Origin of the sequence: Amycolatopsis panacis (genome assembly GCF_003600245.1) — a bacterium.
GTDB classification, from domain to species: Bacteria; Actinomycetota; Actinomycetes; order Mycobacteriales; family Pseudonocardiaceae; genus Amycolatopsis; species Amycolatopsis sulphurea.
This window is the reverse complement of the sequence record NZ_QZFV01000093.1, coordinates 15,332-37,151: the sequence shown is the minus strand read 5'-3', so window position 1 is coordinate 37,151 and position 21,820 is coordinate 15,332. Positions and strand designations below refer to the sequence as shown.

2 protein-coding genes are annotated in these 21,820 nt (G+C 70.6%); both read right to left on the bottom strand.

All coding sequences use genetic code 11. The annotated features are described in order from the left end of the window. Nucleotides 1-21: 21 nt before the first annotated feature. On the bottom strand, nt 22-15,105 hold the full coding sequence (locus tag D5S19_RS19310; protein WP_407641762.1) for an SDR family NAD(P)-dependent oxidoreductase: 15,084 nt from the start codon (nt 15,103-15,105) through the stop codon (nt 22-24). Between the two features lie 47 nt (nt 15,106-15,152). After that, the gene (locus D5S19_RS19305; protein ID WP_407641763.1) at nt 15,153-21,614 is read right to left on the bottom strand and encodes an SDR family NAD(P)-dependent oxidoreductase; all 6,462 of its coding nucleotides are present in this window, start codon (nt 21,612-21,614) and stop codon (nt 15,153-15,155) included. Nucleotides 21,615-21,820: the final 206 nt, after the last annotated feature.

Sequence of the window (21,820 nt, the reverse complement as noted above, 5' to 3'; positions counted from 1 at the left end):
CCTCCTCCGCGTCCGTGGTGGTCAGTCCCGGTCTGCGGTGGACATGGCCTGGGACACCAGATCGCTGACGTCGAGCTCGTCGACCTCGGCGTCGGTCTCCGCGCTCGGCGTGGTGCCGGTGGCCGATGCCAGGCGCAGCAGCGCGTCCAGTACGCCGAGTTCCCGGAACCGGTCGACGGAGACGGTCGCCAGCGCGTGCCGCAGCTGTCGTTCGTCGATCACCGGTTCGGCCCCGAAGAGAAGGCCGGTCAGGTGCTCGGCGAGCGCGGCCGGGGTCGGATAGTCGAACACGACCGTCGCACCGAGCGGGACACCGGCCGCGGTGGCCAGGCGGTTGCGCAGTTCCACCGAGGTCAGCGAGTCGAATCCGAGGTCGGTGAACGCATGCGCGGAATCGATCTCGCCGGCCTCTCCGAAGCCCAGTACGCCCGCCGTGTGCTCGCGGACGAGGTCGAGCACGGCATCGGCGCGCTCGGCCGGGGCGAGCGTCGCCCAGCTCCGCTCCGCTGCCGCCTCCTGGCGCGCGGGGCGCCGACGCGGTACCCGCACGAGTCCTGATAGGACAGTCGGGAGCCGCCCGGCCACCGCCTCGTCGCGCAGCCGTTCGGTGTCGAGCTTGACCGCGACCGCGACCGGCCCGGCGGCCAGGTCGAACAGCGCCAGCCCCTCGTCGGCGGACAACGCACCGAAGCCGTCCCGCCGCATCCGGCCAGTCTGCGACGCATCAAGTTCCGTGCCCATGCCGGACTGATCCCACAACCCATAGGCCAGAGAGCGCGCAGGCAAGCCCAATTCGTGCCGATGGGCCGCCAGTGCGTCGAGAAACGCGTTCGCCGCAGCGTAGTTGCCCTGCCCCGGCGAGCCGAGCACCCCGGCCACCGACGAGACCAGCACGAACTCGGTCAGCGGCAGGTCGCGGGTCAGCTCGTGCAGATGCCACGCTCCGTCCGCCTTCGGGCCGAAGACCGCATCGAGCCGGTCCGGCGTCAGGGCGGTGACCACGCCGTCGTCCAGGACACCGGCCGCGTGTACGACGCCGGTGAGCGACGGAATTGACGCCACCAGGCTCGCAACAGCGTCCCGATCGGACACGTCGCACGCGGCGATGGCCGCTTCCGCACCGAGCCCGGCAAGCTTCCCGGCCAGTTCGGCGGCGCCGGGGGCTTCCATGCCGCGGCGGCTGGTCAGCACGAGCGACCGGACGCCGTGCTCGCGCACCAGCCACTCGGCGAGCAGCGCGCCCACGCCGCCGGTCCCGCCGGTGACCAGCACCGTGCCGTCGCGATCCCAGGCCGTCTTCTCCCCCACTCCGGCACGGGCCAGCCGGGGCACGAAGGCGGCGCCGTCCCGCACTCGTACCGATTCCTCGCCGGTCGCCAGCGCAATGTCCACATCGGACTGTCCACCGTGGAGCAGGATGATCCGGCCGGGGTTCTCGGCCTGCACGGACCGCACCAGCCCGCCCACCGCGGCGTCGGCCGGGGTGTCCCCGATCAGCACCACCAGCCGGGCGGCGGCGAAGCGTTCTTCGGTGAGGAACCGTTGCAGCACCGCCAGTACCGCGTGCAGTCCGTCATCCTGCCCGGGCAGGACGACCACCGGCGGCACGGTGTCGCCGAGGTCGTCCCAGGTCACCGTCTCGACCGGAACCAGTGCTGCGGTTTCGGCTCGGACGTGCTCCAGGCGGAACAACGACTGTTCATGCCCGCCCAGCTGGTCCGCCGAGACCGCGCGCACGGTCAGCGCCCCGACCGACAGTACCGGTGTGCCGTCCTGCCCGGCGATCGCGAGCGCGATCTCGCCCGGGCCGGTGAAGGTCAGCCGTGCCTGTGCCGCGGTGACTCCGCTGGTGTGGAGGGTGACATCGGTCCAGGTGAACGGCAGCGCACCGTCGCCCTCGCTGAGGAACATGCCGTGCAGTGCGGCGTCGAACAGCGCCGGGTGCAGGCCGAAGCGTTCGTCGTGCGCGGCCTCGGGCAGGGACAGCTCGGCGAAGATGTCCTCTCCGCTGCGCCAGGCCGCCCGGACGCCCTGGAACAGCGGGCCGTACGCGAAGCCCTCCGCCGCGAGATCCTCGTAGAACGTGGTCAGGTCGATGGATTCAGCGTCCGCCGGCCGGTCGAACCGCTCCGCCGGGCCGGGTTCTTCGGCAAGCCGCCCGGTGGCGTTGAGTTCCCAGCCCTCCGCACCCGTCCGTCGCGAATGGACGGACACCGCGCGCTCCCCGGTCACCGTCACCTGCAGCTCGACCGCCCCCACCGGCGGCACGACAAGCGGGGCACCCAGGGTCAGCTCGGCGAGACGTCCACAGCCCGCCTCGTCCCCCGCCCGGATGGCCAGCTCGGCCAGCGCGGCACCGGGCAGCAGGACCGTGTCCAGGACGGTGTGCTCGGCCAGCCAGGGGTGCGTGGCCAGGGACAACCTGCCCGTGAACACGATTCCGTCCCCGTCGGCCAGCGACAGCCCGGCGGCCAGCAGTGGATGCCCCGGCGCGGCGAGCCCGGCCGAGATGACGTCCGCCTCCGCCGTGGTCTCCAACCAGAAGTGCTTGCGCTGGAACGGATAGGTCGGCAGGTCAACGGTGCGGACCGCACCGAAGTAGCCACGCCAGTCCACTGTGGATCCGTTGGCGTGCAGTGCGCCGAGGGCGGTGACGACCGCGGTCGGCTCATCGTGGTTCTTCCGCAGCGTCGGTATGAAGACCGCATCGACGGTCTCCGGACCCATCGCCGAGAGCACCGCGTCCGGACCAATCTCCAGATAACGCGACACACCCTGCCCGGCCAGCGCGCTCACGGCATCCGCGAACCGCACCGGCTCCCGTACGTGCCGCACCCAATACTCCGGATCCGTCAAATCCGCACCCAGCTCCACAGTGGACACGATGGGGATCGACGGCTCGTGAAACGTCAACCTGCGAACAACCTCACCGAACTCCGCCAACATCGGATCCATCAACCCCGAATGAAACGCATGCGACACGACCAAACGCTTCCACCTCCGACCAGCAAACCCCTCCACCACCGCCAGCGTCGGACCCTCCGCACCCGAGAGCACCACCGACGACGGGCCGTTCACCGCCGCCAACGACACCCCCTCCACAGCCGTGAAGGGACCCTTCACAGCCCTGGAGTCCGTGAAGGGTCCCTTCACAGCCCTCGAACCCGACAAGAACGGCGCCACCTCATCCTCCGACGCCTGAAGGGCCACCATCACACCACCCGTCGGGAGAGCCTGCATCAACCGACCACGCACCGACACCAACATCGCAGCATCCTCAAGCGACAAAACCCCAGCAACATGCGCCGCCGCGATCTCACCAACCGAATGACCCGCCAGAAAATCAGGCCGCACACCCCACGACTCCACCAGACGGAACAACGCCACCTCAAACGCAAACAACGCCGGCTGAGCATTCTCCGTCTGGTCGAGATCATCACCGATCGACAACAGCGCGCACACCTCGTCATACGCCGCCGCAAACACCGGAAACGCCGCATACAACCCACGACCCATACCCAGACGCTGCGAACCCTGACCCGTGAACAACAACGCCGACCGGCCTGCCGTCGCCCGGGTCCTGGTTCCCTGTCCGCGCGCCAGGTCGGCGAGTCCGGCCCGAAGCTCGGCGCGGTCGGCGCCGACGACGACGGCGCGCCGCTCGTGCGCGGGCCGGGTCGCCGCCAGGGAGTAGCCGACCTCGGCCAGATCGCCGTCCGAGTCCACGATGGACAGCAGGCGCTCAGCGACGGCGCTGAGCGCGGCATCGTTCTTCGCCGACAGCGGCCACGGCACCAAACCTCGCGTGAGGGGCTCGGAGACGGGCTCGTCCGGAGTGAACTGCTCGATCAGCACATGGGCGTTGGTCCCGCTGATCCCGAAGGAGGAGACCCCCGCCCGGCGCGGCCGGTCCGTCTCCGGCCAGCGCCGCTGTTCGGCCAGCAGGGAGACCGCACCGGCGTCCCAGTCGATCTCCGTCGACGGGTCGTCGACGTGCAGGGTCTTCGGCATGACACCGTGCCGCATCGCCTCCACCATCTTGATCACCCCGGCCACACCAGCGGCAGCCTGAGTATGACCCATGTTGGACTTGATCGAACCCAGCCACAACGGCCCCTCGCGATTCTGGCCGTAAGTGGCCAGCAACGCCTGCGCCTCAATCGGATCACCCAGCCGCGTACCCGTGCCGTGCGCCTCCACCACATCCACGTCCGAAGTGGACAGAGCGGCATTCGCCAACGCCTGACGAATCACCCGCTGCTGCGAAGGACCATTCGGCGCGGTGAGGCCGTTCGAGGCGCCGTCCTGGTTGATGGCCGAGCCGCGGACCAGCGCCAGCACCGGATGTCCGTTCCGCTGCGCGTCGGAGAGCTTCTCCAGCACCAGCACACCGGCACCCTCCGACCAGCCAGTGCCATCCGCCTCCGCCGAGAACGACTTGCACCGACCGTCAGCGGAAAGGCCGCGCTGCAACGAGAAGTCGACGAAGGTTTCAGGAGTCGCCATGACCGTCACCCCGCCCGCCAGCGCGAGCGTGCACTCACCGGAGCGCAATGCCTGGGCCGCCAGGTGCAACGCCACCAGGGACGACGAGCACGCGGTGTCCACCGACACCGCCGGGCCTTCCAAACCCAGGGTGTAGGCCACCCGGCCGGTCAGGACACTTCCGGATGTCCCGGTGCCCAGGAATCCGGCGACCTGCTCGGGAACCCGGGCCGTTTTCGTGCCGTAGTCGTGGTACATGATCCCGGCGAACACCCCGGTCTGGCTGCCCTTGAGCGACACCGGATCGACGTGGGCGCGTTCGAGGGCCTCCCAGCTCACCTCCAACAGCAACCGCTGCTGCGGATCCATCGCCAACGCCTCACGCGGCGAAATCCCGAAGAACTCCGGATCAAACTCCCCCGCGTCGTACAGAAAACCGCCCTGGCACGTATAGGTCTTGCCCGGCAAACCCGGTTCCGGATCGTAGATCCCTTCGACGTCCCACCCACGGCTGTCCGGGAACGACGAGATCGCGTCGCTGCCCGAAGCGACCAGGTCCCACAATTCCTCCGGCGAACGCACGCCGCCCGGATACCGGCAGCTCATCGCCACGATCGCCACCGGCTCGTCCGCCACCGCCGGGGCGACGGCGGGACCACGCGTCCCGGTCTCGCCGACCAGCTGCACAGCCAGGAATCCCGCTACGTCGGCCGGTGTCGGATAGTCGAAGATCAAGGTCGCGGGCAATCGCAGGCCTGTCGTCTCGCCGAGACCATTGCGCAGCTCGACGGCGGTCAGCGAATCGAAACCCAGCTCCGTGAAGGCACGCGACGGATCGACCGCAGTCGCGCCGTCGTGACCAAGGACGGCCGCCACCTTGTCCCGGACCAGGTCTCGCAGAACGCCAGAACGGTCCTCTTCGGACAGTGCGGTGAGACGTTCGGCCAGGCCGATCTCGCTGCTGCGCGCCGCCGCCCGTCGTTCGGGAACCTTGGCCAGCGCACGGAGCACCACGGGTACCTCGGCGGTCCGGGCATGCTCGCGCAGCGCGACACGGTCCACTCCGAGCGGCACCACGACCGGCGAGCCCACGGTCAGCGCCGCGTCGAACAGCTCCAGACCATCCTCAGTGGACAGTGGCGGGAGGCCTTCCCGGCGCATCCGCCGGATCTGCGCCTCGTCCAGTTCGCCGCCCATGCCTTCCCGCCACAACCCCCAGACCAGGGAGACCGCGGGAAGGCCCAGCTCGTGCCGATGCCGGGCCAGCGCGTCGAGGAAAGTGTTGGCGGCGGCGTAGGAAGCCTGGCCGGTGGCGCCCAGCATCCCGGCGAAGGAGGAGTAGAGCACGAACATCGCCAAGTCATGTTCCCGAGTCAGCTCGTGCAGATGCCATGCCGCATCCACCTTCGGCCGCAGGACGGCGTCGAGACGTTCCGCGGTCAGCCCCTCCACCAGACCGTCGTCCAGCACTCCCGCTCCGTGCACGACGCCGGTGAGCCGCACCTGCGCGAGCAACGCCGCCGCCGCGTCCCGATCAGCGACATCACACGCCGCGACCTGCACGTCCGCACCCAGTTCGCCCAACTCCGTGACCAGCTCCGCCGCACCGGGGGCGGCCGGACCACGACGGCTCGTCACCAGCAGCCGCCGGACGCCGTGCTCGGTCACCAGATGCCGTGCAATCATCGCGCCCAGGCCACCGGTACCACCGGTGACCAGCACCGTCCCCTCCGGATCCAGCGGACGGGGTGCGACCGCTTCCGCCGTCAGGCGGCCGAGCCGGGGAACGACCAGGTCCGCACCGCGGATCGCGATCTGGGGCTCTTCGGTGGACAGTGCCGCCGACATCCCGCCGAGGTCGCCGTCGACCAGCACGAACCGGCCCGGGTGCTCCGCCTGCGCGCTCCGCACCAGGCCCCACACCGCGGCGGAAGCAGGGTCCTGTGCCTCGTCACGGGTGTGCACCACCAGCGTCGACCCGGCGAACCGAGCCTCGCCGAGCCAGTCCTGCACCATGCCCAGCGCCCTGGCGCACACTTCGTGGGTCGCCTCGATCGTCCTCTCCGCCGGGACAACGGACCACACCACCACCGGCGGCACCGGTCCTTCTTGGACGTCCACCCAGGACACCCAGTCCACCGGAGTGCCGCTTGCGGGCACCGGCGTCCAGTCCAGACCGTACAGCCCGCCCGGTAACCGGCTGTTCGCCGAGCTGTCGTCGAGCGGACGTACGACGAGTGAGTCCACAGTGATCACCGGCGCCCCAGCCGGGTCGACAGCGACCAGGGAAACGGTTTCCGCCGCGGAGAACGAGATCCTGGCCCGCAGGTCCGTCGCTCCGGTCGCCGACAGCCGGACCCCGTTCCACGAGAACGGCACCTGGGCCTGATCGACGCCGCGCAGGAACATCGCGTGCAGAGCCGAGTCCAGCAACGCCGGGTGAATCCCGAATCCCGCAGGGGCGTCCAGCGACAGCTCCACGAACACGTCGTCGCCCAGTGCCCACGCCGCCCGCATCCCACGGAACACCTCGCCGTAGGTGAACCCCGACGCGACGAGACCTTCGTAGAAGCCGTCCAGATCACACGGCTCCGCACCCGCCGGTGGCCACACGTCGCCGAGCGCCGCGACTTCGGTGGCGAGGTCGGGGACCATTGTGCCGGTCGCGTGCCGGGTCCATTCGTCCTCGCCGCGGGGTCGCGAGTGGATCGACAGTCCGCAACGGCCGTCCCTGTCCGGCGCGGACACCGCCACCTGGACGTCGACCGTTCCCGACACGACCAGCGGCGCGCCCAGCGTCAGCTCCTCGACGCACGCGCACCCGGCTTCCACGCCGGCGTGCAATGCCAGCTCCAGGAACGCGGTCCCCGGCAGCATGGCCGCCCCGTTGACCAGGTGACCCGCCAGCCACGGATGCGTGGCCAGCGACAGCCGCCCTGTCAGCAACAACCCGTCCCCGTCCGCCACCGACACCGACGCACCCAGCAACGGATGCTCCGCCGCCGTCAGCCCGACCGAGGCGACATCCGCGTCCGGCGTGCTCTCCAGCCAGAAGTGCCGACGCTCGAACGGATAGGTCGGCAGGTCGACCGTGCCCGTTGCGCCGAAGAAGGCATCCCAGTCCACTGTGGATCCGTGCGTGTGCAGGGCACCCAGCGCGGTGACGACCGCGGTCGGCTCGTCGTGGTTCTTCCGCAGCGTCGGGATGAAGACGGCATCGACGGTCTCCGGCCCCATCGCCGAGAGCACCGCGTCCGGACCAATCTCCAGATAACGCGACACACCCTGCCCGGCCAGCGCGCTCACGGCATCCGCGAACCGCACCGGCTCCCGTACGTGCCGCACCCAATACTCCGGATCCGTCAAATCCGCACCCAGCTCCACAGTGGACACCACCGGGATCGACGGCTCATGAAACGTCAACCCACGAACGACCTCACCGAACTCCGCCAGCATCGGATCCATCAGGACCGAATGAAACGCGTGCGACACGACCAAACGCTTCGACTTCCGGTCAGGGAACCGCTCCACCACCGTCAGCGTCGGACCCTCCGCACCCGAGAGCACCACCGACGACGGACCATTCACCGCCGCCAACGACACCCCCTCCAGGGCTGTGAAGGGACCCTTCACAGCCCTGGAGTCCGTGAAGGGTCCCTTCACAGCCCCAGAACCCGACAAGAACGGCGCCACCTCATCCTCCGACGCCTGAAGGGCCACCATCACACCACCCGTCGGGAGAGCCTGCATCAACCGGCCACGCACCGACACCAACATCGCAGCATCCTCAAGCGACAAAACCCCAGCCACGTGCGCCGCAGCGATCTCACCAACCGAGTGACCCGCCAGAAAATCCGGGCGTACACCCCACGACTCCACCAGACGGAACAACGCCACCTCAAACGCAAACAACGCCGGCTGCGCATTCTCCGTCTGGTCGAGATCATCACCGATCGACAACAGCGCACACACCTCGTCAAACGCCGCCGCGAAAGCCGGGAACGCCGCATACAACCCACGACCCATACCCAGACGCTGCGAACCCTGACCCGCAAACAACAACGCCAACCGGCCTGCCGTCGCCCGGGTCCTGGTTCCCTGTCCGCGCGCCAGGTCGGCGAGTCCGGCCCGAAGCTCGTCGCGGTCGGCGCCGACGACGACGGCGCGCCGCTCGTGCGCGGGCCGGGTCGCCGCCAGGGAGTAGCCGACCTCGGCCAGATCGCCGTCCGAGTCCACGATGGACAGCAGGCGCTCAGCGACGGCGCTGAGCGCGGCATCGTTCTTCGCCGACAGCGGCCACGGCACCAAACCTCGCGTGAGGGGCTCGGAGACGGGCACGTCCGGAGTGAACTGCTCGATCAGCACGTGGGCGTTGGTCCCGCTGATTCCGAAGGAGGAGACGCCCGCCCGGCGCGGCCGGTCCGTCTCCGGCCAGGGCCGCTGTTCGGCCAGCAGGGAGACCGCACCGGCGTCCCAGTCGATTTCCGTGGACGGATCGTCGGCGTGGAGGGTCTTCGGCATGACACCGTGCCGCATCGCCTCCACCATCTTGATCACCCCGGCCACACCAGCGGCCGCCTGAGTATGACCTATGTTGGACTTGATCGAACCCAGCCACAACGGCGCCTCGCGATTCTGGCCGTAAGTGGCCAGCAACGCCTGCGCCTCAATCGGATCACCCAGCCGCGTACCCGTACCGTGCGCCTCCACCACATCCACGTCCGAAGTGGACAGAGCGGCATTCGCCAACGCCTGACGAATCACCCGCTGCTGCGAAGGACCATTCGGCGCCGTCAGACCATTCGACGCGCCATCCTGATTCACGGCGGAGCCACGGACCAGCGCCAGCACCGGATGCCCGTTCCGCTGCGCATCCGAGAGCTTCTCCAGCACCAGCACACCGGCACCCTCCGACCAGCCAGTGCCATCCGCCTCCGCCGAGAAAGACTTGCACCGACCATCGGGAGACAATCCCTGCTGGCGCGAGAAATCGAGGAACGTATCCGGCGTCGCCATCACGGTCACACCGCCTGCCAACGCCAGTGTGCACTCGCCCGAGCGCAATGCCTGCGACGCCAGGTGCAACGCCACCAGCGACGACGAGCACGCCGTGTCCACCGACACCGCCGGGCCTTCCAAACCCAGCGTGTAGGCCACCCGGCCGGTCAGCACGCTCGCCGACGTCCCGGTGCCGAGGAAACCGGCCACGTTGTCCGGGATCTTCGTCAGCTTCGCCGCGTAGTCGTAGTACATGATTCCGGCGAACACGCCGGTCGGGCTGCCCTTCAACGACGCCGGATCCAGCCGGGCGCGTTCGAGGGCCTCCCAGCTCACCTCCAACAGCAACCGCTGCTGCGGATCCATCGCCAACGCCTCACGCGGCGAAATCCCGAAGAACTCCGGATCGAACTCCCCCGCGTCATACAGAAAACCGCCCTGGCACGTATAGGTCTTGCCCGGCAAACCCGGTTCCGGATCGTAGATCCCCTGGACATCCCAGCCTCGGCTCTCAGGGAACCACGAAATCGCATCAGTACCCGTGGAGACGAGATCCCACAGCTCCTCCGGCGACCGCACCCCGCCCGGATACCGGCAGCTCATCCCGACAATCGCCACCGGCTCGTCCACCACCGCCGCGGCCACCGCCGGAGCGGCCGTCGACGCCCGGCCGGTCAGCTCGCCGGTGAGGAACCGGGCCACGTCCGCGGGCGTCGGGTAGTCGAAGATCAACGTCGCCGGCAGCCGCAGACCCGTTGCCGCGCCAAGACCATTGCGCAGCTCGACCGCGGTCAGCGAATCGAAACCCAGCTCCGTGAACGCACGCGACGGGTCCACGGTCTCGCCGCCGTCGCGGCCGAGCACACTCGCCACCTGGGTGCGGACCAGGTCGAGGATCGCTTCCGGCCGTTCGGTCTCCGACAGCCCGGCCGTCTCCGCGGTGCGGGCGATCGCGCGGGTGACGCCCCGTACCAGCCCGCGCAGCAGCGGCGGCACGCCGGCCGTCTTCGCGGCGTTCCGCACCGTGGCGAGGTCGAGCCGGACCGGGACGGTGACCGGCGAGCCGTCCGCAATGGCCGCGTCGAACAACGCGAGCCCCTCGTCGACGGCCAGGGTCTCGAAGCCGTCCCGGTCGATGCGCTGCCGGTCGGCGGCGTCGAGCGTGCCGCCCATGCCCTGTTCCCAGAGCCCCCAGACGAGGGACTGCGCGGGCAGGCCTTCCTCCCGGCGACGGAGAGCGAGCGCGTCGAGGAACGCGTTCGCCGCGGAATAGGAACCCTGGCCGGGTGAGCCGAACAGCCCGGCGATCGAGGAGAACGTGATGAAGAACGAGAGGTCCCCGGTGAGTTCGTGCAGCTGCCACGCCGCTTCGGCCTTGGGGCGGAAGACCCGCTCCAGCCGGTCCGGGGTGAGTGCGGTGAGCACCCCATCGTCGAGGACTCCGGCCGCGTGCACGACACCGATGAGCGGACGCTCGGCGAGCGTGAGCGCGGACGCCAGCGCCGCACGGTCGGCCACATCGGCGGCGGCGATCGTGACCCGCGCTCCCCGCTCGGTCAGGTCCGCGGCGAGGCCGGCGGCGCCCGGCGCGTCCGCACCGCGACGGCTGACCAGCAGCAACTCCCGGACTCCGTGCCGGGTGACCAGGTGCCGGGCGAGGAGCGCACCGAGCCCGCCGGTGCCCCCGGTGATCACGACCGTGCCGTCCCCGTCCAGGGGGCGCGTCTCGGTGGGGACGTTCGCCCTGGTCAGCCGGGGTGCGAACAGCGCGCCGCCGCGGACGTGGATCTGCGGCTCGCCGGTGGACACCGCCGCGGCCACCTCCTCGCCGGGGCCCCGGAGCAGCACGAAGCGGCCCGGGTGCTCCGCCTGCGCGGCGCGGACCAGACCTTCAGCCGCCGCGTGCGCAAGCGAATCCCCGGTGCGGACGACGAGTTTCGGTTCCGCACCGGCTAGGAACTCCTGCAGCACTTCCAGGGTCCGGACGGTCACCGTGAGCGGGTCGCCCTCCGGGACTTCGAAGACGCGGTACTCGCTGTCGGGTGGCCCCGGCGTGACCGGCACCAGTTCTGGGAGGAAGAGCCCGTCGTGCCCGGCCGGGGCGGGAGCGGTCACCTCCCGCACGGTCAGCGCACCCACCGACAGCACGGGCCGGCCGGTGCCGTCGCTCAGCTCGAAGGCGAGCGCGTCGTCACCGGCCGGGAAAGCGTGGACCCGCAGGTCGGTGGCACCGCGGGCGTGCAGGGTGACGTCATTCCAGGCGAACGGCACCGCTCCCTGCCCCGGACCACCGGGTGCGGCGCTCGCCTGCAACGCGGCGTCGAGCAGCGCCGGATGGATCCCGAACTGCCCCGCCTCGGCGGGCTCGGGCAACGACGCCTCGGCGAAGATCTCCGCACCGCGCCGCCATGCCCGGCGCAGGCCCTGGAACACCGGGCCGTAGTCGAGCCCCGCTTCGGCGAGCCGTGAGTAAACGTCGTCGAGGGGCAGGGTTTCGGCGTTCTCCGGCGGCCACGCGACGGGCTCGGGGTGGGGCACGGGGTGCCCGAGGACACCGGTCGCGTGCGGCGTCCAGGGATGGCCCGGTACGCGGGAGTGGATGGAGACCGCGTGCCTGCCGCCGGTGTCGGCGGCGCCGACCACCACCTGAAGGTCGAGCACGGTGCCCTCGGTGAGCACCAGCGGCGCCTGGAGCACGAGTTCCTCGACGCCGGTGCAGCCGACCTCGTCCCCGGCCCGGATCGCCAGCTCGGCGAAAGCCGCCCCGGGCAGCAGCACGGCGCCACCCACGACGTGGTCGGCCAGCCACGGATGTGTGGCCAGCGACAGCCGCCCCGTCAGCAGCAACCCGTCCCCGTCCGCCACCGACACCGACGCACCCAGCAACGGATGCTCCGCCGCCGTCAGGCCGACCGAGGCGACATCCGTCCCGCCGTCGCGCTGGTCCAGCCAGAAGTGCTCGTGCTGGAAGGCGTAGGTGGGCAGGTCGATGATTCGGGCACCGGTTCCGGCGAAGAAGGCGTGCCAGTCCACTGTGGAGCCGTGAGTGTGCAAGGCAGCCAATGCCGTGACGACCGCGGCCGGTTCGTCATGGTTCTTCCGCAGGGAGGGAATGAACTTCGCGTCCACCGTTTCCGGACCCATCGCCGAGAGCACCGCGTCCGGACCGATCTCCAGATAACGCGACACACCCTGCTCCGCCAGCGCGCTCACGGCATCCGCGAACCGCACCGGCTCCCGTACGTGCCGCACCCAATACTCCGGATCCGTCAAATCCGCACCCAGCTCCACAGTGGACACGATGGGAATCGACGGCTCATGAAACGTCAACCCACGAACGACCTCCGCGAACTCCGCCAGCATCGGATCCATCAGGACCGAATGAAACGCATGCGACACCGACAACCGCTTCCACCTCCGACCAGCGAACCGCTCCACCACCGCCAGCGTCGGACCCTCCGCACCCGAGAGCACCACCGACGACGGACCGTTCACCGCCGCCAACGACACCCCCTCCAGGGCTGTGAAGGGACCCTTCACAGCCCTGGAGTCCGTGAAGGGTCCCTTCACAGCCCCAGAACCCGACAAGAACGGCGCCACCTCATCCTCCGAGGCCTGAAGGGCCACCATCACACCACCCGTCGGGAGAGCCTGCATCAACCGACCCCGCGCAGACACCAACATCGCAGCATCCTCAAGCGACAAAACCCCAGCCACGTGCGCCGCCGCAATCTCACCAACCGAGTGACCCGCCAGAAAATCCGGGCGTACACCCCACGACTCCACCAAACGGAACAACGCCACCTCAAACGCAAACAACGCCGGCTGCGCACTCCCCGTCTGGTCGAGATCATCACCGATCGACAACAGCGCGCACACCTCGTCAAACGCCGCCGCGAAAGCCGGGAACGCCGCATACAACCCACGACCCATACCCAGACGCTGCGAACCCTGACCCGCAAACAACAACGCCAACCGGCCTGCCGTCGCCCGGGAACCCCGCGCCACCTCGGCAAGACCCGCACGCAGTTCGGCACGGTCCCGGCCCACGACCGCGGCCCGATACGGCAACGCGGCACGCGCTGTCGCCAGGGAGAAGCCGACATCCACGGGGTCCGCCGCGTCGTCGGCGGCGAGCAGGCGTTCCGCCTGGGCGGGCAAGGCTTCCGCAGTCGCTGCGCTGAGCAGGTACGGCACGGCGGGCAGTGAAGCCCGCACGGGCGCGGGTTCGGGAGCGGCGGCCTGTTCGAGGATGACGTGCGAGTTGGTCCCGCTGATCCCGAACGAGGACACCGCCGCCCGCACCGGACGGTCCAGCTCCGGCCACGGAGTCGGCTCGGTCAGCAGCGACACGGCGCCGGCCGTCCAGTCGACCTCCGGGGTCGGGGTGCGCACGTGCAGGGTGGGCGGCAGCACCGGATGCCGCATGGCCTCGACCATCTTGATGATCCCGGCCACCCCCGCGGCCGCCTGGGTGTGCCCGATGTTCGACTTGATCGAGCCGAGCAGGAGCGGCTGCCCGGTGGCGCGGTCCTGGCCGTAGGTGGCCAGCAGTGCCTCGGCCTCGATCGGGTCGCCGAGGCGGGTCCCGGTGCCGTGCGCCTCCACCACGTCGACGTCCGAAGTGGACAGACCGGCATTCGCCAGCGCGGCCCGGATCACTCGCTGCTGCGAGGGACCGTTCGGTGCGGTCAGCCCGTTGGACGCGCCGTCGGAGTTGACCGCGCAGCCGCGGATCACCGCGAGCACCCGGTGTCCTTCGCGCTGGGCGTCGGACAGCCGTTCCAGCAGCAGCATTCCGACGCCTTCGCCCCACGCGGTGCCGTCGGCGTCCGCGGAGAAGGACTTGCACCGGCCGTCCGGCGCGAGACCGCGCTGGCGGGCGAAGTCGACGAAGATGCCCGGGCTCGCCATCAGGTTCACGCCGCCGGCCAGCGCCATCCCGCATTCGCCCGAACGCAGTCCCTGCACCGCCGAGTGCACCGCGACCAGTGAGGACGAGCACGCGGTGTCGATCGAGACCGCCGGGCCCTCCAGCCCCAGCGTGTAGGCGATCCGTCCGGAGTGGACACTGCAGGTGGTGCCGGTGAGCAGGTAGCCGTCGACGGTGTCGCCGGGCTCGTGCAACCGCGGGCCGTACTCCTGCGCGGACACCCCGACGTACACCCCGGTCGCGCTGCCCTTGAGCCGGGCCGGGTCGAGCCCGGCGCGTTCCAGGGTTTCCCAGGTGACCTCCAGCAGCAGCCGCTGCTGGGGCTCCATCGCCAACGCCTCCCGCGGCGAGATGCCGAAGAACTCCGCGTCGAACCCGCTCGCCCCGGCCAGGAAGCCGCCGGTGCGGACATACGTGGTACCCCGGTGGTCGGGATCGTCGTCGAACAACCTGGCCACGTCCCAGCCCCGGTCCGCCGGGAACCCGCCGATCCCGTCCCGGCCCTGCGCGACCAGCTCCCACAGCCGTTCCGGCGAATCGGCCCCGCCGGGGAACCGGCAGGCCATGCCGACGATCGCGATCGGCTCGTGGCTCCGCGCCTCCACGTCGGCCAGCCGCCGCCGGGTCCGCTGCAGATCCCCGGTTACGCGCTTGAGCAGGTCCAGGATCTTCTCGTGGTCTGCCATCACACCTCTTACGGCTCGATCGGCGGGCTGGTCACTGGGGGTCAGGGGGCTCAGGAGATCCCGAGTTCGGTGGCGAGGAAGTCGACCACCTCGTCGGCGGTCGCCGAACGGAGCCGGTCACCCGCCTCGGCCTCGGTCCCGGTGAGCCGATCCAGCAGGTCGCGCAGCCGGACGGCCACCGCGCGGCGGCCCTCGTCCCCGGCCGCGATCCCGGCCAGGCCGGCCTCCAGCCGGTCCAGTTCGGCCAGCACGGTCTCGGCCGGACCTGCCGAGGGCGGAGCCAGCTCCGCCAGCAGGTGCGCGGCGAGCGCGGCGACCGTCGGATGGTCGAACACCGCGGTCGAGGACAGCCGGAGCCCGGTCGCGGCGCCGAGCCGGTTGCGCAGCTCGACCGAGGTGAGCGAATCGAACCCGAGGTCCTTGAACGCGCGGTCCGGGTCGATCGAGACCGTCCCGCCGTGCCCGAGCACTGCCGACGCCTGGTCCCGTACCAGCTCCCGCACCAGGGTCACCCGGTCCTCATCGGACCGTCCGGCGAGCCGCTCCGCCACCCCGGATCCGGTCGTGGCCGCGGCTGCACGGCGAGGGGGAACCCGGACCAGGGAACGGAGTACCGCGGGCACCACGCAGCTCCGGGCGTGCTCACGCAGCGCGGCGCGGTCGAGTTCCACCGGCGCCACCGCGGGCAGCCCCGTGGCGAGCGCGGCGTCGAACAGGGCGAGACCGTCCTCACTGGACAGTGGCGGGAAGCCTTCCCGGCGCATCCGCTCGACGTCGTCGTCGCCCAGCGCGGCGCCCATGCCCTCCCGCCACAGTCCCCAGGCCAGCGAGACCGCGGGCAGCCCGAGTCCGTGCCGATGCTCGGCCAGGCCGTCCAGGAAGGCGTTCGCGGCTGCGTAGGCGGCCTGCCCCGCCGAGCCGAGCACTCCGGAAACCGAGGAATAGAGCACGAACATAGCCAGGTCACGGTCCCGGGTCAGCTCGTGCAAGTGCCAGGCCGCATCCACCTTCGGCCGCAGCACACCGTCCAGCCGATCCGCCGTCAGCCCCTCCACCAGACCGTCGTCCAGCACCCCCGCCGCGTGCACCACACCCGTCAACGGCACGTCCGCCAGCAACGCGCCGAGCGCATCCCGATCAGCCACATCACACGCCGCGACCCGCGCGTCTGCACCCAGCTGACCCAGCTCCGCAACCAACTCCGCCGCACCCGGAGCCGACGGACCACGACGACTCGTCACCACCAGACGCCGGACCCCGTGCTCAGTCACCAGATGCCGCGCGATCATCGCACCCAGACCGCCGGTACCACCGGTGACCAGCACCGTCCCCTCCGGATCCAACGGCCGGGGCAGGCTGAGCGCGATCTTGCCGATGTTCTTGGCCTGGCTGAGAAAACGGAACGCCTCGGGAGCCCGCCGGACGTCCCAGCTCCGCACCGGAAGCGGCGTCAACCGGCCCGTGTCGAACAGGGCGCCCAGCGCCGTCCACATCTCGGCGATCCTGGCCGGTCCCGCGTCCAGCAGGTCGAACGCCCGGTAGACGAGCCCGTCCGCCGGTTCGCGGACGTCCGTCTTGCCCATCTCCAGGAACCGCCCGCCGGGAGCGGTCAGGCGCAGGGACGCGTCGACGAAGTCGCCGGCGAGCGCGTTGAGCACGACGTCGACACCGCGACCACCGGAAGCGGCGAGGAACAGCGGTTCGAAGTCCAGCGTGCGCGAGGAGGCGATGTGGTCGTCGTCCAGCCCGGCCGCGCGCAGAACATGCTGCTTGCCCTCACTCGCAGTGCCGAACACCTCGGCACCCAGATGCCGCGCCAACTGGGTCGCAGCCATCCCGACCCCACCGGCCGCGGCGTGGATCAACACCGACTCCCCGGCCCGAAGCCCACCCAGATCACACAGCGCGTAATACGCAGTCAGAAAGACCAGCGGGACGGTCGCCGCCTGCTCGTCGGTCCAGCCGTCCGGCACCCGGGCGAGCAACGCCCGCTCTTCGGTGACCACCGGACCCACGCCGTCGCGGACCACGCCCATTACCCGGTCGCCCGGCGCCAGGTCCGCCACGGCGTCGCCGGTCTCGAGCACGACTCCGGCGACCTCGCAGCCGATCGGCCCCGCCTCACCGGGGTACATGCCGAGCACGTTCAGCACGTCCCGAAAATTCAAACCCACCGCACGGACGCCGATGCGCACCCCCTCCGGCGCGAGCGAGAGATCGGCGACCGGGCTCAGGGTGAGATTCTCGACGGTCCCCTCGCCGGACTTCTCCAGACGCCACCCGCCCTCCGCCGGAGGCACCAGCGCCGCGGCCGGGTGCGTGAGACGCGGAACGAACGCCGCGCCGTGCTGGATCGCGACCTGCGGCTCCCGGAGGGCCAGCGCCGAGGACAGCTCCTCGTCAGCGCAATCGACGAGCACGAAACGATCCGGATGCTCCGCCTGCGCACTCCGCACCAGCCCCCACACCGCAGCGGCCACCGGATCACCGGCCGGCATGCCATGGGTGCGCACCACCAGCGTCGACCCGGCGAACCGCTCGTGACCGAGCCACTCCTGCACCACGGCCAGCACCCGCGCGCACGCCTCGTGCGCCGCTTCGATCACTTCCCCGGAGGGAGCGACCGACCACACCACCCATGGCGGAACCGATTCCGGGCCGACGTCCACCCAGGACACCCATTCCAGCTCACCGGCAAGGGGGATCGGAGTCCACTCTGGAGCGAGCAGCCCGGCGGGCGCCCCGGCCGTCCGGACCCGAGCCTCCGGACGGCGCACCACCAGCGAATCGACCGTGATCACCGGAGCGCCGGCGGAGTCCACCGCGAGCAGAGAAACCGCTTCCCCGTCAAGGAAAGAGACCCGCACCCGGAGCGCCGTCGCACCCGAGGCGGACAGCCTGACCCCGTTCCACGAGAACGGCAGCGCGCCACGGGATTCCTCCGGCTCACGCAACGCCATCGCATGCAGGCTCGCGTCCAGCAGCGCCGGATGAATCCCGAAACCCTCGGCAGCATCCTCCGGCAGCGAAAGCTCGGCGAACACCTCCTCACCGCGTACCCACGCGGCCCGCAAACCCCGGAACAAGTCCGCGTAGGCGAATCCCCCAGCGTCGAGCTGGTCGTAGAGTCCTTCCAGCGCAAGCGATTCCGCTTCCGCGGGCGGCCACTCGGTACCGAAAGGAGGCAGCTGCGCGGGCACCTCCGGAACGACCGAGCCGGTGGCGTGCGAAGTCCACTCGTCCGCGCCGCGGGGTCGCGAATGGATCGACACGGCGCGGCGGCCGTCTTCGTCCGAAGTAGACACAACCACCTGGACGTCAGCTGCGCCGGACAGCACCAGCGGCGCCGCCAGCGTCAATTCCTCGACGCAGGCGCACCCGGCCTCCGCGCCCGCATAGAGCGCGAGTTCCAGGAAAGCCGTGCCCGGAAACAACACCTCGCCGTTGACCACGTGCCCGGCCAGCCACGGATGCGTCGCCGTCGACAGGCTTGTGGTGAAGACGAGTTCACCGTCCGGACGCGAGAGGACGGCCCCGATCAAGGGGTGCCAGGCTCGCTGCAACCCGAGGCCGCGCACGTCGCTTGTGCCACGCTGGGGAAGCCAGTAATGCTGATGCCGGAACGGATAAGTGGGCAGGTCGAGCCGACGGGCGCCAGGCACCAGCGCGGTGAAGTCGACCGCCGCGCCGCGCACGTACGCGGTGGACACGGCGGTCAGCAGCTCCGTGACCTCGGCGCGGGCACGCCGCACAAGCGGGGCGCAGACGACGGCAGCGGAGGACGCGGCGTCGGCGATCATCCCCGACAGCACCCCGTCCGGCCCCAGTTCGAGGAACGTCCGGACACCTTCGTCCAGCAGCAGACGGCCGGCGTCGGCGAACCGGACGGTCGCCGACACGTGCCGGATCCAGTAGTCCGGCGAGTCGAACCCGCCGAGCTCACCGGTGACGGTCGAGACGATCGGCACCCGCGGCGGATGGTAGTCGACCAGCCGCGCCACCGTCGCGAACTCCACCAGCATGTCCTGCATCAGCGGGGAATGGAACGCGTGGCTGACCCGCAGCCACTTCGCCTCGCCGCCGAGCCCCGCGACGATTCCGGTCAGCACCTCCTGCGCGCCGGAAAGCACCACGGACTCGGGTCCGTTTACCGCGGCGAGCCCCACCGTCTCCTCGTGCCCCACCAGCGCGTCACGCGCCTGCTCCTCCGAGATCGGCAACGCGACCATCGCGCCGGCCTCGGGCAGCTCCTGCATCAGCCGGCCACGGACGGTGACCAGCATCGCCGCGTCCGCCAGGGAAAACACCCCCGCGGCGTGCGCGGCGGCCAGCTCACCGATCGAGTGGCCGCACAGGCAGTCCGGGCTCATCCCCCAGTGCTCCAGCAGCCGGTACAGCGCGACCTCGATGGCGAACAGCGCGGGCTGGGCGTATTCGGTGCGGTCGAGCAACTCCGGGGCGGCATCGCCGAACACGACCTCCGCGAGCGGCACTTCCAGCTGAGAATCGAAATAGCCGCACACTTCGTCGAACGCATCCGCGTAAGCGTCGAAGGCGTCGTACAGCTGCGCGCCCATCCCGATGCGCTGTGCGCCTTGTCCGGTGAACAGGTAGGCCAGCGTTCCCCCCGCGGTCGCACTGCCGCGGACCACTCCAGGCGTGGAATCGAGGGCCGCGAGCGCGTCCACCAGCCGTTCGCGATCCGGGGCCAGCACGACCGCGCGTTCGGTCAACGCGGCGCGGGTCCCGGCGAGAGAAAAGGCCAGGTCCGCGAGATCGGTTCCCTCACCGGCGAATGCGCGGAGCACCTCGGCCTGGGCGTGCAGCCCCGCTTCGTCGGCGGCGGAGAACGCGACCGGAACGAGCGGCGGGACCACCGCGCCCGCCGTCTCCGCTGCCTCCGCCTCCGGCGGTTCCTCCAGGATGACGTGCGCGTTGGTGCCGCTGATGCCGAACGAGGACACTCCGGCCCGGCGCGGCTGCTCGCCCCGTTCCCACGGCTCCGGCCCGGTGAGCAGCCGGACCGCGCCGGCCGACCAATCGACGTCCGGCGACGGCGTTTCGGCGTGCAGCGTGCGCGGCAGCCGGTCGTGCCGCATGGCCATGATCATCTTGATCACCCCGGCCGCGCCCGCCGCGGCCTGCGCGTGGCCGAGGTTGGACTTGATCGACCCCAGCCACAACGGCGTCCCACGATCCTGGCCATAAGTCGCCAGCAACGCCTGCGCCTCGATCGGATCACCCAGCCGCGTGCCCGTACCGTGCGCCTCCACCACGTCGACGTCCGAAGTGGACAGACCGGCCCCGGCGAGCGCCGCCCGGATCACCCTTTGCTGCGAAGGACCGTTCGGTGCGGTCAGGCCGTTCGAGGCGCCGTCGGAGTTGATCGCCGAACCGCGCAGCACGGCGAGCACCGGATGGCCGTGCCGCATCGCGTCGGAAAGCCGCTCCACCACGAACATCCCGGCCCCTTCGGCCCAGGCGGTGCCGTCCGCGGCGGCGGAAAACGCCTTGCACCGGCCGTCCGGAGCGAGTCCGCGCTGCGCGGAGAAGGCGACGAACGCACCGGGCGTGCCGAGCACGGCGACCCCGCCGGCCAGCGCGAGCGAGCACTCCCCCGACCGCAGTGCCTTCGCGGCCAGATGCAGCGCGACCAGCGAGCCCGAGCACGCAGTGTCCACACTCAACACCGGCCCTTGCAGGCCGAGTGTGTAGGCGATCCGGCCGGCGACCACGCTGGGCGCGGTGCCGGTGAGCAGATGCCCGTCCAGTCCTTCCGGGGCGTCCGCGAGTTTCGGTCCGTACTCCTGCGGTTCCACCCCGACGAACACCCCGGTGGTGCTCCCCCGCACTGTGGCCGGATCGATGCCGGCGCGTTCCAGCGCCTCCCACGACGTCTCCAGCGCGAGCCGCTGCTGCGGGTCCATGGCGAGCGCTTCCCGGGGTGAGATCCCGAAGAAGCCCGCGTCGAAACCGCCCGCGTCGTCAAGGAATCCGCCCGCACGCACGTAGGTGCGGCCGGGAATGCCCGGGCGCGGATCGTAGATCCCGTCGACGTCCCAGCCACGGTCGGCCGGAAAGCCGGAGATCACGTCGCGGCCCTCGTCGGCGACCGTCCACAACGCCGCCGGGGAACCGATTCCGCCGGGATAACGGCAGCCGATGCCGACGATCACGACCGGCTCGTCCGGGTCGCCCCCGGCCGAGGGCTCCGCGGCCGCCGGGCCGGCGCCGAACAGCAGTCCTCGCAGGTACTCCGCGAGCATCCCCGGCGCCGGATGGTCGTAGGCCAGGGTCACCGGCAGGTCGAGCCCGGTGTCGCTGGTCAGCCGCGCGTGCAGCCGCACCGCGAGCAGCGAGTCGAACCCCAGCTCGGTGAACGCCTGATCGGCGCCGATCCCGCCGGGCGGCAGCCGGCCTAGTACCGCCGCCGTCGCCCGGCGCACGACGCCGAGCAGCTTCCGGTACTGCTCCGCGGCGGTCAGGCCGGTCAACCGCCGCAGGTGGTCCACCTCGGTCATCCGCGCACCCCACCTCTCGCCGACCTTTTCCCGGTACCGGGAAACGGAAACCGCCGATCACGCTAGCCACGGCCGGGCGAGGACCGGGGTGAACAATTCCACCGGCGAGTAACCGCGCGGGGTTCCCGGCGAGTTTCCGGTCCGTGAGCAGCCGGTGGAAAAGGCATGCCGGTGCCGCGGCCCGCCGTCGTTACCGT